The organism is Bartonella sp. MR30HLJHH, assembly GCF_042194195.1.
Lineage (GTDB): Bacteria > Pseudomonadota > Alphaproteobacteria > Rhizobiales > Rhizobiaceae > Bartonella > Bartonella grahamii.
Map to the genome: position 1 here is coordinate 63,137 of NZ_JBHIMO010000008.1, position 17,521 is coordinate 80,657.

At 39.0% G+C, this 17,521-nt stretch carries 11 protein-coding genes, 1 tRNA gene and 1 pseudogene; all 13 read right to left on the reverse strand.

Annotated features, from left to right (window positions below):
* Positions 1 to 1,411: 1,411 nt before the first annotated feature.
* Positions 1,412 to 2,803, reverse strand: a complete 1,392-nt coding sequence (locus ACFIKR_RS06115; protein WP_375659237.1) for an L-serine ammonia-lyase — start codon at positions 2,801 to 2,803, stop codon at positions 1,412 to 1,414.
* 343 nt (positions 2,804 to 3,146) lie between these two features.
* On the reverse strand, positions 3,147 to 3,836 hold the full coding sequence (locus ACFIKR_RS06120) for a nitroreductase (protein ID WP_375659238.1): 690 nt from the start codon (positions 3,834 to 3,836) through the stop codon (positions 3,147 to 3,149).
* Positions 3,837 to 4,044: 208 nt separating this feature from the next.
* Positions 4,045 to 4,431, reverse strand: coding sequence for a MerR family DNA-binding transcriptional regulator (locus ACFIKR_RS06125; RefSeq protein ID WP_012755031.1), 387 nt, complete (start codon positions 4,429 to 4,431; stop codon positions 4,045 to 4,047).
* A 474-nt stretch (positions 4,432 to 4,905) separates the two neighbouring features.
* Positions 4,906 to 9,117, reverse strand: a complete 4,212-nt coding sequence (rpoC, locus tag ACFIKR_RS06130; protein WP_375659239.1) for a DNA-directed RNA polymerase subunit beta' — start codon at positions 9,115 to 9,117, stop codon at positions 4,906 to 4,908.
* A gap of 172 nt (positions 9,118 to 9,289) precedes the next feature.
* Complete coding sequence (rpoB, locus tag ACFIKR_RS06135) at positions 9,290 to 13,438, reverse strand: DNA-directed RNA polymerase subunit beta (RefSeq protein WP_375659240.1); 4,149 nt, start codon at positions 13,436 to 13,438, stop codon at positions 9,290 to 9,292.
* A 291-nt stretch (positions 13,439 to 13,729) separates the two neighbouring features.
* Positions 13,730 to 14,101: a 50S ribosomal protein L7/L12 gene (gene rplL / locus ACFIKR_RS06140; protein WP_012755028.1), complete on the reverse strand. Its 372-nt coding sequence runs from the start codon at positions 14,099 to 14,101 to the stop codon at positions 13,730 to 13,732.
* A gap of 101 nt (positions 14,102 to 14,202) precedes the next feature.
* The gene (gene rplJ, locus ACFIKR_RS06145) at positions 14,203 to 14,721 is read right to left on the reverse strand and encodes a 50S ribosomal protein L10 (RefSeq protein ID WP_375636243.1); all 519 of its coding nucleotides are present in this window, start codon (positions 14,719 to 14,721) and stop codon (positions 14,203 to 14,205) included.
* 358 nt (positions 14,722 to 15,079) lie between these two features.
* On the reverse strand, positions 15,080 to 15,784 hold the full coding sequence (gene rplA / locus ACFIKR_RS06150; RefSeq protein WP_375636241.1) for a 50S ribosomal protein L1: 705 nt from the start codon (positions 15,782 to 15,784) through the stop codon (positions 15,080 to 15,082).
* Positions 15,785 to 15,788: 4 nt separating this feature from the next.
* Complete coding sequence (gene rplK / locus ACFIKR_RS06155; RefSeq protein WP_273723157.1) at positions 15,789 to 16,217, reverse strand: 50S ribosomal protein L11; 429 nt, start codon at positions 16,215 to 16,217, stop codon at positions 15,789 to 15,791.
* Between the two features lie 149 nt (positions 16,218 to 16,366).
* Positions 16,367 to 16,897, reverse strand: coding sequence for a transcription termination/antitermination protein NusG (nusG, locus tag ACFIKR_RS06160; protein ID WP_375647382.1), 531 nt, complete (start codon positions 16,895 to 16,897; stop codon positions 16,367 to 16,369).
* Between the two features lie 20 nt (positions 16,898 to 16,917).
* The gene (gene secE / locus ACFIKR_RS06165) at positions 16,918 to 17,130 is read right to left on the reverse strand and encodes a preprotein translocase subunit SecE (protein ID WP_375636240.1); all 213 of its coding nucleotides are present in this window, start codon (positions 17,128 to 17,130) and stop codon (positions 16,918 to 16,920) included.
* A gap of 205 nt (positions 17,131 to 17,335) precedes the next feature.
* A tRNA-Trp gene (locus ACFIKR_RS06170) sits at positions 17,336 to 17,411 on the reverse strand.
* 47 nt (positions 17,412 to 17,458) lie between these two features.
* Positions 17,459 to 17,521 (reverse strand): annotated as a pseudogene (locus ACFIKR_RS06175) (elongation factor Tu); the annotation flags it as partial.

A 17,521-nucleotide genomic window follows, 5' to 3' on the forward strand; every position in this document is an offset into this window, starting at 1 on the left:
AGCCTATCATTTTAGGGATTATTGTAAAAGTTCAATAAAGGAAGTCCCTCTTAATAACGCTCCCCCCCTACAACATAAACGCTGTAAAAAATGTAAAAGAAATTGTCAGATTAAATATCATGATAACGATTTCCATAAGATTTTAATTTATAATTTATTTTTTGCATATTGAATGAGAGTTTTTTTGTTATTTTTCTTCTTATATTGAATCAGTAAAAATCGTTCGCTTGCTCATCACGAGAAAGATTGGCATATAAACTATTTAAAAAAGGATAATAGTGCTGGTTTTCTTCCTCTATAAATAAAGATGCTAATACTCTATAGGTTTTATACCATTCATGGAAAACTTACATTATACTATTCATATGCAACATACTGATTTATAAAGATAGTTCATTATTTTGCATGTTAGATGAGAATTTCGAATATCGTAAAATTCTCTCATTTGAAATTTGTTTATGTTGAATCAATCCAAAACATTCTCTTGCATGTTATGAGCGAGATTAGTGTGTGGCGTGAAACTGTACTAAAAAGACTCAAAATGCCTATAATGAACCGTTTTAAATACTAAGGGCTTTGGTCCCTGTACAGAGGGGGGGCGCTGGCAAAGTGTGTAATCGTACCAGCATACTCTTTATTATTAAGCATAAAGATGGGGACAGTTCAATGGATTTACCATTATACCATTCACAGGTGCCATCGCGAAATGAGTTTGGGAGCGTTGAGAGATATTTCTTTAAAACAAACTTATGAATGAGTAACACGATGATGCTCTATCGTGTGCATTTTATTCTCATGAAAATTTTGATAAATATTTTTTAATGTATACGTTATTATTTATTTTAGTTTTTTTGACGGTACAGAATTTATAAATAAAAAAGATATTTCCAATACATCTCTTAATTATTGTAAATTTGCGTTTCTTTTCAAGGCATTTTTTTACCATACTAGGTACCAAAAAATCTTCACTTCTAAAAAAATAAAATCTTTAAAATTCACTCTCCTCATCATCATTATTCAGATTTAAAACAAATTTTCCTTGGATACTCGGACATAATCTTCCATTACTTCAAAGATATGGCTATGGAAACTTTTAAAAGCCACAAAATCCAGCTAAAAATAATAGCAGATTGATCACTAATTTTACTTTACGCTTTTTTATTTTTTCCAAATTAGACTTTTTTCCATTTTAGAGACAAATCAGACAGATAGCAACAATACTCTCCCCCAAAACTTGCATGCAAAAGCGATTATTCATGAAGAAAATACTGAATCATCTCAAATTTATTTCAAGCTTCTACTGAATTAAAGTGGAATTTTGATTTATAAGTAACAAAAAAACATAAGCTTTATCAGGAAATACAATCCCTCTCCCAAAAGTCCCGTTATGAATTGAAAAATGCTCCAGCTCCTAACAAGATATTGCATTGACTGCAAGACCACCTTTACTTGTCTCTTTATAGCGTTCACTCATATCATGACCAGTCTGGCGCATTGTTTCTATACAAGCATCAAGAGAAACAAAATGATCTCCATTACCATATAATGCAAGAGAAGAAGCCGTTACCGCCTTAACAGCTCCCATTGCATTACGCTCAATACAAGGAACCTGCACAAGACCTGCAACCGGATCACATGTCATTCCCAAATGATGTTCAAGCGCAATTTCTGCCGCATTTTCAATTTGAACTGGTGTTCCACCTAACGCTGCGGTCAACCCTGCTGCGGCCATTGAAGATGCCGTTCCAACTTCACCTTGACACCCAACTTCTGCACCAGAAATAGAGGCATTATGTTTGATAACACCGCCTATAGCTGCTGCCGTTAATAGAAAATTATGTATTCCCTCTCGATCTGAATCATCATTAAATTGAAGATAATAACGCAAAACTGCTGGGACAACACCAGCTGCCCCATTTGTTGGGGCTGTAACAACACGACCACCTGCTGCATTTTCCTCATTGACTGCTATGGCATATACCGAAAGCCAATCATTTGCCCAAAGTGGATAATTGCGATTTTTCTTTTGATTTTCCAAAAGCGTTTCATGCAGCTTTTTAGCACGCCTTAGAACACGCAATCCACCAGGCAACTCACCTTCTTGTGAAAGACCTCTATCGATGCAATTTGTCATCGCTGAAAAAATTTCATCAAGCCCTGTATCAAGAGAAGAACGCTCTATCTTTGTCTCCTCATTTAAGCGCTTCATTTCAGCAATTGAAAGTCCTGATTTTTCTGCCATTGATAACATTGTACAAGCAGAATCAAATGGATATGGCACCTCAAATGCTTCTGGTTGTATATTATCATTCATATGGCTTAATTCATCCTCCGTCACAACAAAGCCACCACCGATAGAATAATAAATCTGCCGCAACAGAACATTCCCATCAGTATTAAGTCCCTCAAAGGCTATTCCATTTGTATGTCCAGGGAGAATTTTCTTTCGTTCAAAAATAAGATCACGCTCCACATCAAACTGATAAGCGGGATGGCCTTCTGGTTGCACTTTTTTTTCACATATAACTTTTTCTAACAAAATCCCCATGCTATCAGGGTCAACAGTAGAAGCTTTTTCTCCTAAAAGTCCTAATATGATAGCCCTATCTGTTGCATGACCAATACCCGTAAAAGCTAAAGAACCATAAAGATAAACACGTATACGAGAAACTTGAATATCAAACGACTGAGAAAAATCCCCTATCTTTTGCAAAAACATATTAGCAGCTGTCATCGGCCCCATCGTATGTGAGCTAGAAGGACCAATCCCAATTTTAAAAAGTTCAAAAACAGATAGAAACACGTATCACCTCAAAACTATAGTACAGCTTGAGCATATATGCTTTTTCATAACTTGTCCCGTTTAAAATCAAATTGCGAGATAAACTAAAAAAATGACAGCAATAAACACGAATGTCGCTCGTCTTGCTACCACCCAACACTTTCTCTCTATAGTGCTTTCCATTAGGCCAACCTTCAAAAAACGGGCGATGCCTCTAGAGTCACCGCTCTTAATGTTTTAAACGTAGTAAAATAAGTGTTAATATGCAATATTAAAATTCAATAAGGATGAGAAATTCTTATCGGAAATATTTTTCATAATGCACCAAGTTCTTCAAAACGTATGCTTAATTATATAAAATATTTTATGGGTATGTTTCAATGAAACGTACAAAGTTTTCTAACGATTCTCGTTCTGTCTCAAAATTGTTTTCTGGAGCACTCATATCGCGATAACCAAGTGCCATACCACAGATAATATGGCGATCAGAAGGAATAGATAAAAGCGTACGAATCTGTTTATGATAATCAGCGAAAGCAGCTTGAGGGCAGGTATCTAATCCAAATCCACGTGCAGCTAACATAATGGTCTGCATAAACATACCCAAATCAAGCCAACTCCCCATTTCCATGTCGTGATCCATTGTAAATAAGAGTCCTACAGGTGCATCAAAAAATAAAAAATTTCGCGCCTTTTGATGAAGTACTTTTTCTTCATCACCTTTTTGAATTCCAAGACTCTGATAAAGATCCAAACCAACTTTTCGACGCCTTGAAATATAAGGCTCACGCCACTGACGTGGATAATAACTATATTCACGCTCTCCTTTTACACCTGAAAGCACAAGTTGTGAAAGCTCTTGCCCTACTTTCTGTAATATACTTCCTGTAAGCACAATCACTTGCCATGGCTGAATATTTGTTCCAGATGGTGCACGTGCTGCAAGTTTTAAGATTTCTTTGATTGTTTCCAACCTAACTGGCTGATCAGTAAAAGCGCGAATTGACTTTCGTGATAAAATAGATTGAAAAACACTCATAGGAGAAACTGCCATTGTTTTTACTTTCTTTATGAAAAATAATTTTTTACTTATCAAGGACAATATACTGCGAAAATACCTTCGCAGCTTTTTTCGAACACTTTATTTCTTTAAATGACTTACACATTTTACGTAGTGTTAAAAATTCCCCTTAGAGATAGTATAACCTATCTCTTTTAATAGAAAGAAAATTGTCTAAAAGCAGATGAAATAAACTTTATAATCAATGATTAACCCCCAACTCCGCTAAGCTCTCAAAAAAACTCTCCTCAATTCGTTCTAAATCCTGTAGAAGATCATCAATATCATGCTGCATCTGCTTTAAATCAGCTCGTTTTTTATGAATTCCTGCAATTAATTTCTTAAGCTTTTTCTCATCATCAGGTGGTTTTCCAACCATTGTCAACATATCAGATATTTCAGACAACGAAAATTTAACTCTTTTAGCACGCAGTATTTGTTTTAACTTATGACGATCCGTTTGTGTATAAAGCCGTGTATTTCCACGCCGAAAAGGAATAAGAAGTCCCTCTTCTTCATAATAACGCAAAGTCCGAGCTGTTATTGAAAACTCACGTGTTAATTTTCCAATTGAATAATATTCGTACATTTTATCATTCTGTCTTCATAGATCACAGTTTTATAAGAAATATGTCTATTTTTTATAAAATTTAGTGAGCATCCTAATCTCTACTTTTCTGCATTCTAATTTATAAAAAAACACATTCTTGTCATACACGTATTGTATAGTAGAGAATAAATTATTTCTTAGATTATAGAAAAAACTATTGATCTTTCATTATAAGTCCTTCTAAATCTTTATAGAAGATATCAATCAATAATTTCCCTAAAATTCAAAATCAATCATTATTTGATTTGTAGATAATCAACTCTTTTCCTTGAATATGGCTTTTGAATTTCACATCATTACAAAACAATAAGCTACTAAATATGTTAAAAAATAACTATCGCCTTATAATTTTTGATATTTTTCAGGAAAAAATGCAACTTCTGCATTTCGCAGATAAAAAACGTCTGAACTTTCTATTCAAACGTTTTTTAATTATGTGATGTTGTATTTAAATTATTCAGCAACTGCTTGGGTTGTCATATTTGTCAACATAGCCTTAGCCACTTCGTTATTACTAGACTTACGCTGCTCATCTACAATCAAATCATCACGAACTGCAGCAATACGACGGATTTGAGAAATCGTACCACCCGTACCTGCTGGAATAAGACGACCGACAATAACGTTCTCTTTAAGTCCTTGCAAAGTATCAATTTTACCAGAAACTGCTGCTTCAGTAAGAACACGTGTTGTTTCCTGAAACGATGCCGCCGAAATGAAAGAAGGCGTTTGAAGAGAAGCTTTTGTAATTCCAAGAAGAATGGGATTACCAGATGCAGGTTTCTTCCCTTCTGCAATCAAATTATCATTGATTTCATCAAGTTCAATACGATCAACATTATCACCTGGAATATAACCAGAATCTCCAGATTCAGTAATTTCAACTTTTTGCAACATTTGACGAACGATCACTTCAATGTGCTTGTCATTAATAAGAACTCCCTGCAAACGATAAACCTCCTGAATCTCATTAACAAGATAAGATGCCAAAGCTTCAACCCCCTTAATCGCCAAGATATCATGAGGTGCTGGATTACCATCAAGGATATAATCTCCCTTTTCAATTTGATCACCTTCTTGGAAGTGAAACAACTTACCTTTCGGAATCAAATATTCTACTGCCTCAAGAGTTTCATCATTTGGTTCAATAATGATACGACGTTTATTCTTATAACCACGGCCGAATCGAATCGTGCCACTTACTTCAGCAATAATCGCATGATCCTTTGGACGACGCGCTTCAAAAAGCTCAGCCACACGTGGTAAACCACCCGTAATATCTTTCGTCTTGGCACTTTCCATTGGCAAACGAGCAATAACATCACCAGCCTTAACATGAGCACCAAGTTCAACAGAAAGAATAGTTTCCACTGACATCATATAACGGGCTTCACCTCCCTTATACAATTTAGCAATGGATTCACCTTCTTTATCTGCGTGGATAATAATGGCTGGTTTAAGATCCGCACCGCGTGGATTAGCGCGCCAATCAATCACCAAACGCTTCGTAATACCCGTAGATTCATCAGCTGTTTCAGTGACAGATAAACCATCAATCATATCTTCAAAACCCACATAGCCTTCAACTTCCGTTAAAATTGGACGTGTATAAGGATCCCATTCTGCTATACGTTGGCCACGTTTAACCATATCACCATCATCAACAAAAATATGAGCACCGTAGCTAACACGATGTACAACGCGCTCTTTTCCTAACTCATCCTTGATAAGGATAGCCATATTACGCCCCATAACAACCAAATGTCCTTCAGAGTTACGAACCACATTACGATTACGAATCTCCACCTTACCTTCATAAGATGCCTCTAAATACGATGAATCAACAACCTGCGCAGTTCCTCCTAAGTGGAAAGTACGCATAGTAAGCTGTGTTCCTGGCTCACCAATGGATTGAGCAGCAATAACACCAACGGCTTCCCCCTGATTAACAGGTGTTCCACGCGCCAAATCACGACCATAGCATTTTGCACAAACACCAAGACGTGTTTCACATGTTAAAGCAGAACGAATTTGAACAGATTGAATCCCAGCTTCTTCAATCTTCGCGACATCAGCTTCCTCAATCATCGCTCCACCTTCAAGGATAACCTCTCCAGAGACAGGATGTAGAATATCAACAAGCGCTGTACGACCAAGAATCCTTTGCCCAAGGGAGGCAACAATTTGTCCTGCATCAACAATTGGCTGCATGGTAAGCCCTTTTGCGGTACCACAATCAACTGCTGAAATAATAGCATCCTGTGCAACATCAACAAGACGCCGTGTTAAATAACCAGAGTTCGCCGTTTTTAACGCAGTATCAGCAAGTCCTTTACGTGCACCATGCGTGGAATTGAAGTATTCATTAACAGTTAGACCTTCTTTAAAATTTGAAATAATGGGGGTTTCAATAATTTCACCCGATGGTTTTGCCATTAATCCACGCATACCGGCCAATTGTCTCATCTGGTTAGCAGAACCACGTGCTCCAGAATGCGACATCATATAGATCGAATTCATCGGCCGTTGACGACCTGTTTTAGGATCAAAATCGACGGCTTGAATACGTTTCATCATTTCATCTGCAACGCGATCTGTACATTTACCCCAAGCATCTACAACCTTATTGTATTTTTCACCTTGTGTAATCAAACCATCATTATATTGCTGTTCGTACTCCTTAGCCAAAGCTTCTGTCTCTGCAACTAAACGCGACTTACTATCAGGAATAACCATATCATCCTTACCGAATGAAATTCCTGCACGACAAGCATAAGAAAAGCCAAGCTGCATAATACGGTCACAAAAAATAACCGTCTCTTTTTGTCCACAGTGCCGATAAACATGATCAATCATTTTAGAAATATTCTTTTTCGTCATTTCTTGATTGACAATCTCAAATGAGATATCCGAATTTCTTGGCAAAAGCTCACCGATAATCAAACGACCAGGTGTCGTATCATAAAGTTTAGAAACTTCTTTTCCATCCTTCCCCATATTCTTAACACGGCCTTTAATCTTCGTATGAAGCGTTACAACCTTATTTTCCAAGGCATAATGAAGCTCACCTATATCAGAAAAAGCCATTCCTTCACCTGGTTCTTTTTCAGAAACAATTGAAAGATAATAAAGACCAAGAACCATATCCTGTGAGGGAACGATAATTGGAGCACCATTGGCCGGATGAAGAATATTATTGGTCGACATCATCAAAACACGGGCTTCAAGCTGTGCTTCAAGAGAAAGCGGAACGTGAACCGCCATCTGATCTCCATCAAAATCCGCATTAAAAGCAGTACACACCAGTGGATGAAGTTGAATAGCTTTGCCTTCAATTAAGATAGGTTCAAAAGCCTGAATCCCCAAACGGTGCAATGTTGGCGCACGGTTGAGTAAAACAGGGTGTTCACGAATAACCTCATCCAAGATATCCCAAACTTCTGGATGTTCTTTTTCAACAAGCTTCTTTGCCTGCTTTACCGTTGATGAATAGCCTTTTGCATCAAGCCGCGCATAAATAAAAGGCTTAAACAATTCAAGAGCCATTTTTTTGGGAAGACCACATTGATGCAATTTTAATTCAGGACCCGTCACGATAACAGAACGCCCTGAGTAATCAACACGCTTCCCAAGTAAGTTCTGACGAAAACGTCCTTGCTTACCCTTCAACATATCTGATAGAGACTTGAGAGGACGTTTATTGGCTCCAGTAATCACACGTCCACGCCGTCCATTATCAAACAATGCATCAACAGCTTCTTGTACCATACGCTTTTCATTGCGCACGATAATTCCAGGAGCACGCAATTCAATCAGCCGTTTCAAGCGGTTATTACGATTAATAACACGCCGATAAAGATCATTCAGATCTGATGTCGCAAAACGCCCACCATCAAGCGGAACCAATGGACGCAAATCCGGTGGAATAACCGGAATTGTTTTCATAATCATCCACTCTGGCTTATTTCCAGATTCAAGAAAATTTTCAACGATTTTAAGTCGTTTAATCAATTTTTTCTGCTTTAACTCTGAAGTTGTTTCAGCTAATTCGAGACGCAAATCATTGGCGATTTTATTTAACTCCATACCAGCTAAAAGCTCGTAAATAGCTTCAGCGCCAATCATAGCTGTAAACTGATCTTCTCCAAACTCATCAATAGCAAGCATATATTCTTCTTCAGAAAGAAGCTGATGGAGCTTAAGAGATGTCAATCCTGGTTCGGTTACAATATAATTCTCAAAATAAAGAACCCGCTCAATATCTTTTAAAGTTAAATCTAAAAGTGTAGAAATACGACCTGGTAATGATTTAAGAAACCATATATGCGCAACAGGTGCCGCAAGTTCAATATGCCCCATACGCTCACGACGTACGCGCGAAAGAGTAACCTCTACACCGCATTTTTCACAAATAATGCCCTTATACTTCATGCGTTTATATTTGCCACATAGACATTCATAGTCTTTAATAGGGCCAAATATACGTGCACAAAAAAGACCATCACGCTCTGGTTTAAAAGTCCTATAATTAATAGTCTCAGGCTTCTTAATCTCACCATACGACCAGGACAAAATTTTCTCAGGACTCGCAATAGAAATGCGAATAGAGTCAAATGTCTGCGCTGGCGCTTGAGGATTGAAAAGATTCATGACCTCGTGGTTCATGCTGTTCTCCTTCAAAGATTCTTAGAACCTGTTGTAATATCTCATTTGTTTTATAACAGATCTTCTTTAAAATACATTTACTTTTAAAAATGACCCGTATAACCTTAATAAGGTTATTGAACCTCTTAAAGCAATCAGAGCGCAGTCTTTTTCTACTGCGCTCCTTGAATTATTATTCTGCTGTATCAGACAATGCCCGCTGTGCAATAAGTTCACGCGCATCATCAAGCTCCACATTAAGAGCAAGTGAGCGCATTTCTTTTACCAACACATTAAAGCTTTCGGGTATACCCGCCTCAAATGTATCATCACCACGCACAATTGCCTCATAGACTTTCGTTCGACCAGCCACATCATCTGATTTTACTGTTAGCATCTCCTGCAAAGTATATGCAGCACCATAAGCTTCAAGTGCCCAAACCTCCATTTCACCAAAACGCTGACCACCAAACTGTGCCTTACCTCCTAATGGCTGCTGCGTAACAAGTGAATAGGGACCAATAGAACGTGCATGAATCTTATCATCAACAAGGTGATGCAATTTCAACATGTAAATATATCCTACCGTTACTGGACGATCAAAAGGCTCTCCAGTACGACCATCATAAAGCGTAACCTGCCCTGAACTATCTAAGCCTGCGTCCTCCAGCATCATGTTAATATCAGACTCATGTGCTCCATCAAAAACAGGCGTTGCAATTGAAACCCCTTTCTTCATCTGTAATGCCAATTTGTAAAGGCTTTCATTATCATACTGACGGACTGGTTCATTTTGATTATCATCAGGCATAAGATTTTCAATACGCTGACGCAACGGCAATATATCCCCAGTCTCTTGATACAATTCTAACAAATCACCAATCTTCTTGCCCATCCCCGCACATGCCCAACCAAGATGCGTCTCAAGAATTTGTCCAACATTCATACGACTAGGCACACCAAGCGGATTCAAGACGATATCAGCATGGGTCCCATCTTCAAGAAATGGCATATCTTCTACGGGAAGAATACGTGAAACAACACCCTTATTCCCGTGACGTCCCGCCATCTTATCACCTGGTTGGATTTTGCGCTTCACAGCCACAAAAACCTTCACCATTTTCATGACACCAGGAGGCATTTCATCACCTCTTTGGACCTTTTCAACTTTATCCATAAAGCGACGTTGTAATGCTTCTTTTGATTCATCATATTGCTTGCGCAAAGCTTCAATTTCATTTTGAAGCTTTTCATCCTCAACAGCAAATTGCCACCACTGAGATCGTGGATAATGCCCCATTACTGTACTATCAAGCTTTTTGCTGCCTGAAAAACCTTTCGGACCTTCTACAGCAACTTTACCTGTCAACATATCGGTAAGGCGCGCATAAACATTGCGATCAAGAATAGACTGTTCATCATCACGGTCTTTTGCTAAACGCTCAATTTCTTCACGTTCAATTGCCATCGCACGTTCATCTTTTTCCACGCCATGGCGATTAAAAACGCGAACTTCAACAACAGTACCAAAAGTCCCAGGAGGCATACGCATAGAAGTATCACGAACATCGGATGCCTTTTCCCCAAAAATTGCACGCAGAAGCTTCTCTTCCGGCGTCATGGGACTTTCACCTTTTGGAGTAATCTTTCCAACTAAAATATCACCTGGTTGAACTTCAGCACCAATATAAATAATGCCAGCTTCATCAAGATTCCTTAACGCTTCTTCCGCAACATTAGGAATGTCGCGCGTAATTTCCTCAGGCCCAAGTTTTGTATCGCGTGCTGCAACTTCAAATTCCTCAATATGAATTGAAGTAAAAACATCATCAGCAACAATGCGCTCGGATAACAAAATAGAATCTTCATAATTGTATCCATTCCAAGGCATAAAGGCTACGAGAACATTCCGCCCAAGAGCTAAATCACCAAGATCCGTGGATGGACCATCTGCAATGATATCACCTTTCTCTACCCTATCACCGACATGTACAAGAGGACGCTGATTAATACAAGTGGACTGATTAGAACGCTGAAATTTCTGTAGGCGGTAAATATCAACGCCTGATTTCGAAGGATCTAAATCTTCTGTTGCACGGATAACAATACGGGTAGCATCGACTTGATCAACAACACCACTACGTTTTGCACTCACAGCAGCTCCTGAATCGCGCGCAACAATGGCTTCCATTCCCGTCCCAACAAATGGCGCTTCAGCACGTACAAGAGGAACTGCCTGACGTTGCATGTTCGATCCCATAAGCGCACGATTCGCATCATCATTTTCCAAAAAAGGAATAAGCGCTGCTGCAACTGAAACCAACTGTTTTGGTGAAACATCCATCAAATCAACATGATCACGAGGCGCCATTAAAACTTCACCAGCATGACGGCAAACAACAAACTCTTCTGTAAAACGACCTTCACTATCTAATGAAGAATTAGCTTGAGCAACATAATGCTTTGCTTCTTCCATCGCTGAAAGATAAATAACTTCTTTTGTGACTTTTCCATCAACAATTTTTCGATATGGGCTTTCAATAAAGCCATATTTGTTAACTCGCGCAAATGTTGCTAAGGAGTTAATGAGACCAATATTGGGGCCTTCTGGTGTTTCAATCGGACAAATACGACCATAATGCGTAGGATGTACGTCACGGACTTCAAAACCCGCACGTTCACGAGTCAAACCACCTGGACCAAGAGCAGAAAGACGGCGCTTATGGGTAATCTCCGACAATGGATTGGTTTGATCCATAAACTGCGACAATTGTGAAGACCCAAAAAACTCACGAACTGCTGCTGCTGCAGGCTTTGCATTGATCAAATCCTGTGGCATAACTGTATCAATTTCAACCGATGACATACGCTCTTTTATCGCACGCTCCATACGAAGAAGACCAATGCGATATTGATTTTCCATCAATTCCCCAACGGAACGAACGCGACGGTTGCCAAGATTATCAATATCATCAATTTCGCCACGACCATCACGCAATTCAACCAACATCTTAACAACAGCGAGAATATCCTCTTGGCGTAAAATGCGAACTGTGTCTGGACAATCAAGATCCATACGCAAATTCATCTTAACACGCCCAACGGCTGAAAGATCATAACGCTCTGAATCAAAAAACAATGAATGGAACATTGCTTCTGCTGTATCGATTGTTGGGGGCTCACCTGGACGCATCACTCGATAAATATCAAATAACGCATCCTGCCGACTTTCATTTTTGTCCACCTTTAAAGTATTGCGGATATAAGCGCCAATATTCATGTGATCAATATCAAGGATATTGATTTGATCAGCACTAACATCAAGCAAAATTTTTAATACTTTTTCGTCAATTTCATCACCAGCTTCAAGGTAAATTTCACCTGTTTCGTAATTGACGATATCTTCGGCTAGATAACAACCTAATAAATCATCTTCACTAACTTTAACTGCTTTAAGTCCTTTTTCTGCCAAAGACTTCGCAGTACGAACTGTTAATTTTTTACCAGCCTCCGCGACGACTTCACCACTATCTGCATCTATAAGGTCAGAGATGAGCTTCATTCCTTTAAAGCGATCAACAGAATAAGGAACTCGCCATCCTTCTCCATCACGCTCATAAGGCACTTTATCATAAAACGTCGATAAAATATCTGACGCATCCATACCCAGTGCCATCAAAAGACTAGTAACAGGAATCTTGCGCCGTCGATCAATACGTGCATAAATGATGTCCTTAGCATCAAACTCAATATCAAGCCAAGAACCACGATACGGAATAACACGAGCAGCAAAAAGAAGCTTTCCTGATGAATGGGACTTTCCTTTATCATGGTCAAAAAAGACACCAGGAGAACGATGCATCTGCGAAACAATAACACGTTCCGTACCATTAACAATAAAGGTACCATTCGTCGTCATTAAAGGCATATCGCCCATATAAACGCCTTGCTCTTTAATGTCTTTGATATCTTTGGAGCCAGTATCCTCATCAACATCAAAAACAATCAAACGTAATATGACCTTTAATGGGGCAGCATAAGTTAAATCACGTTGACGGCACTCCTCAACATCAAATTTCGGTAAATCAAATTCATAACCAACAAACTCAAGCATAGCTGTACCGGAAAAATCTGAAATAGGAAAAACCGATTTAAAAACAGCTTGCAAACCTTCATCTGGTCGTCCACCTTTCGGTTCCTCAACCATGAGAAACTGATCGTATGACGCTTTTTGAACCTCAATAAGATTCGGCATTTCTGCTACTTCAGGAATCTTACCAAAAAATTTGCGTACGCGCTTACGACCATTGAATTGAGACATCATTGCGTGAGTCTGAGCCATCGTCGCTCCTTGATCTTTACTCTTCAAGGTAGACCAACCTTGAAAGCCTTATATCATTAACCTGCATATGCAGACCAGTTTACTTGATACTCAATAATGAGCATCTTTAACTTTCCCCATCAACATAAGCCATTTATCTTTTTGACTCTATGATGAAGGGATGGATAGTGCAAACCTATCCCATTATTGTTACGAAACCGTTGGGAAAAGGTTTTTTTACTCATTATTTTTCCTCTTTGTATTAAGAGAAAGAAAATCGGCGAACATAAATGCCCGCCGATAAAATTAAATTTACTTAAGTTCTACTTTAGCACCAGCAGCTTCAAGTTGAGATTTAATTTTTTCTGCTTCTTCTTTAGAAGCACCCTCTTTAATAGGCTTAGGTGCCCCTTCAACCAGATCTTTAGCTTCTTTAAGACCAAGTCCAGTAAGAGCACGAACTTCCTTAATAACATTAATTTTTTGCGCGCCACCTTCAACAAGAATAACATCAAATTCTGTTTTTTCTTCAGCAGCTGGAGCAGCAGCACCAGCAACAGCAGCGACAGCTACAGGAGCAGCAGCCGAAACTCCCCACTTCTCTTCAAGTAACTTAGAAAGCTCAGCGGCTTCCAAAAGGGTTAGATTAGAAAGGTCTTCTACGATCTTCTCTAGATCAGCCATTTTTAAATTCCTTCAATTAAAAGATTTGAACCATTATTAAATCTTATCCAAAAAAACAGAAAAGCATTAAAGCCCTTCCATAAACGTGAATACAAACAGCCTTAAGCCGCCTTATCCTTCTGGGCATATGCTCCAATGACACGTGCAACCTGACCAGCAGGAGCATTAACAACCTGTGCAATACGGGTCGCAGGGGTAGAAATCATACCCACAAGTTTTGCACGCAACTCGTTTAATGAAGGCAATGAAGCCAATGACTTCACAGCATCTACAGTTAAACTTGTTGCACCCATTGAACCGCCAAGGATGACAAATTTGTCATTGCTTTTCGCAAAATCAACAGCAACTTTCGGTGCTGTGATTGGATCTTCTGAATAAGCAATAAGTGTTTGTCCAGTAAACAAACCCACTATCGATTCAGATTCCGTGCCCTGAAGAGCGATTTTAGCAAGACGGTTTTTGGCGACTTTAACGGCACCGCCAGCTTCACCCATTTTCGAACGTAGATCATTCATCTGTGAAACTGTCAGACCGGAATAATGTGCAACAACAACAGAACCAGACTTTCGAAAAGCCTCGTTAAGCCATGTAACAAATTCGCGTTTCTCCGCTCTATTCACTGTCTCTCTCCATTTAACAGATTTGCTTAAAACAAACCTGTTGGTTACCTTTGATAACATAAAATACTTCATGTCACCGATGAGGATCCTGTCCCCTTTTTCACGCATAACGATCAAAGGCAACCTTGGCTCAAACCCTTTAAGTCTTTTAACTCTCAGTTTTTACCCCAGTCTCATGCAGGTTTTTTTTGATTAAGATACTTAAAAGCATCACCTACAATCTCGGACAGGATATTCCGGAACTTCTTCCGGTATAACCTAAGCCCTATAAAGCTTAGATAGCTAAATGCTGATCAAAACCAGCATTTTAAATACAATTTTGATATTCACATACCCCAAAATAAAATTATAAATCAGCTTACACTAGCTCTGAACGAACCGTTGCTGGATCAACTTTAACACCAATTCCCATAGTCGAAGAAACAGCAACGCGCTTAATATACTCACCTTTTGCACCTTGCGGTTTGGCTTTAATAACTGCACTTGCAAAGGCCTTTATATTTTCTACGATTTTTTCAACACCAAAAGAAGCCTTACCAATACCAGCATGCACAATACCAGCTTTTTCCACACGAAACTCAACAGCACCACCTTTAGAAGCTTTGACAGCACCGGCAACATCAAGTGTTACAGTACCAACTTTCGGATTCGGCATCAAACTCCGCGGACCAAGAATCTTACCAAGACGACCAACAAGAGGCATCATGTCTGGTGTTGCAATACAACGATCGAAGTCTATAGTCCCTCCATTAATGCTTTCAAACAAATCTTCAGCCCCTACAATATCAGCTCCTGCCGCCTTAGCTTCCTCAGCCTTATCCCCACGAGCAAAAACGGCAACACGAATATTTCTTCCTGTTCCATTAGGCAAATGAGCAACTCCTCGAACCATTTGATCAGCATGACGAGGATCAACACCCAAGTTCATTGAAATTTCGATTGTTTCATCAAACTTAGCAACTGCACGCTCCTTAACCATTGAAACGGCATCTTTTAAAGCGTAAAGTTCATTAAAATCAATATCTTTTCGGATATTTTTTATTCTTTTTGCTACTTTTGCCATAATATTAGCCCACCACTTCCAAGCCCATCGAGCGAGCAGAACCTTCAACCATACGCATTGCTGCCTCAATGTCATTCGCATTAAGATCTTTCATTTTTGATTCCGCAATCGAACGAATTTTATCGCGAGAAATGCTTCCTACAGACACTTTACCAGGCTCTTTTGAACCAGATTTCAGGTTTGCTTCCTTCTTTAAAAAGAATGATACAGGAGGCGTCTTGAGAGAAAATGTGAAAGACTTATCTTGGTAATACGTAATAACAACTGGAATCGGTGCTCCCTTTTCCATTTCTTGTGTAGCTGCATTAAACGCCTTACAAAATTCCATGATATTAATACCACGTTGCCCAAGAGCTGGACCAATCGGTGGAGATGGAGTAGCAGCTCCTGCAGGAACCTGCAACTTAAGCTGACCTATACTTTTTTTTGCCATAACAATCTGCCTTTAATTTCACTGGTATACTGACAATTTATCTTGCCCATTACCCGCCGCAGTCACGTGGTTCGGATCATTAAGCCGACAAAAGCCATAAATCACCTCCCACTCCTTCCTTAAAGTAATTAAAACTACTCTAAGTTCAATCAGAGTTTTTCAACCTGACCAAATTCCAAATCAACAGGCGTAGGACGCCCAAAAATAAGCACTTCAACCTTAAGACGAGAGCGCTCTTCTTCAACCTCTTGAACAATTCCATTAAACGAAACAAAAGGACCATCAGCAACACGAACCTGCTCTCCAACCTCAAACAACACAGAAGACTTTGGAGACTCAACCCTTTCTTGAACTTGTTTGAGAATTTGCTCAACCTCTCGATCAGAAATGGGAACAGGACGCGAATCCGATCCTAAAAAACCTGTCACTTTAGGCGTATTCTTAATAAGATGATAAACTTCATCTGTTAACTCAGCACGAACAAGAACATAACCAGGAAAAAACTTCCGCTCAGCATCAACTTTACGTCCACGACGAACCTCTACAACACGCTCTGTTGGAACAAAAATCTTTTCAAAAAGATGATCAAGTCCTTTTTGCTTTGCTTCCTTATCAATAGCTTCCGCTACTTTCTTTTCAAAATTTGAATATGCCTGAACAATATACCAACGAGCTGCCACAGTCACACTTCCTTACATTCTCAACTAAAAAGATATTTCAGAAGATCAATAACCCGCCAAACACCAAAATTCATAACCTGATCCACAATAAAAAAGAAAGCTGAAGCCAACGCAGTTACCAACAAAACCATAACAGTAGAAATAACCGTCTCACGACGTGTAGGCCATTTCACTTTAATTGTTTCTGCATAAACCTGCTTCAAAAAGGTAATCGGATTGGTTTTAGATGCCATCGTCACACTATACTCTCTCTAGCCCTATTGTGTTTTATACAAAAAAAATAAACAGAAAGAAATGCAAAAGCCAACTTTCAGACTTATGCAATTTCCTCACTTCTTATTCAATACCGTTTCATACACAAAAAAACAAGCCCTATATCAAAAAAAGCGAAAAAGGCAGCAAAATCCACTCCCTTATATGTAAAATTCTATTCCCCTTTGGCAGGGGCAGCAGGACTTGAACCCGCGACCTGCGGTTTTGGAGACCGCCGCTCTACCAACTGAGCTATACCCCTAACTCTCAAAACTAAAACACTTTTAACATCCCTTCAACAAGCATTATTTATTCAATGATCTTAGAGACGATACCGGCACCAACAGTACGACCACCTTCACGAATAGCAAA

Bases quoted from the DNA above. Each gene is read 5' to 3' on its own strand.
- rplA (WP_375636241.1), bottom strand. From the start codon at position 15,784: ATGGCAAAAGTAGCAAAAAGAATAAAAAATATCCGAAAAGATATTGAT.
- ACFIKR_RS06125 (WP_012755031.1), bottom strand. From the start codon at position 4,431: ATGTACGAATATTATTCAATTGGAAAATTAACACGTGAGTTTTCAATA.
- rpoB (WP_375659240.1), bottom strand. From the start codon at position 13,438: ATGGCTCAGACTCACGCAATGATGTCTCAATTCAATGGTCGTAAGCGC.
- ACFIKR_RS06120 (WP_375659238.1), bottom strand. From the start codon at position 3,836: ATGGCAGTTTCTCCTATGAGTGTTTTTCAATCTATTTTATCACGAAAG.
- rplL (WP_012755028.1), bottom strand. From the start codon at position 14,101: ATGGCTGATCTAGAGAAGATCGTAGAAGACCTTTCTAATCTAACCCTT.
- rplK (WP_273723157.1), bottom strand. From the start codon at position 16,217: ATGGCAAAAAAAAGTATAGGTCAGCTTAAGTTGCAGGTTCCTGCAGGA.
- secE (WP_375636240.1), bottom strand. From the start codon at position 17,130: ATGGCATCTAAAACCAATCCGATTACCTTTTTGAAGCAGGTTTATGCA.
- rpoC (WP_375659239.1), bottom strand. From the start codon at position 9,117: ATGAACCACGAGGTCATGAATCTTTTCAATCCTCAAGCGCCAGCGCAG.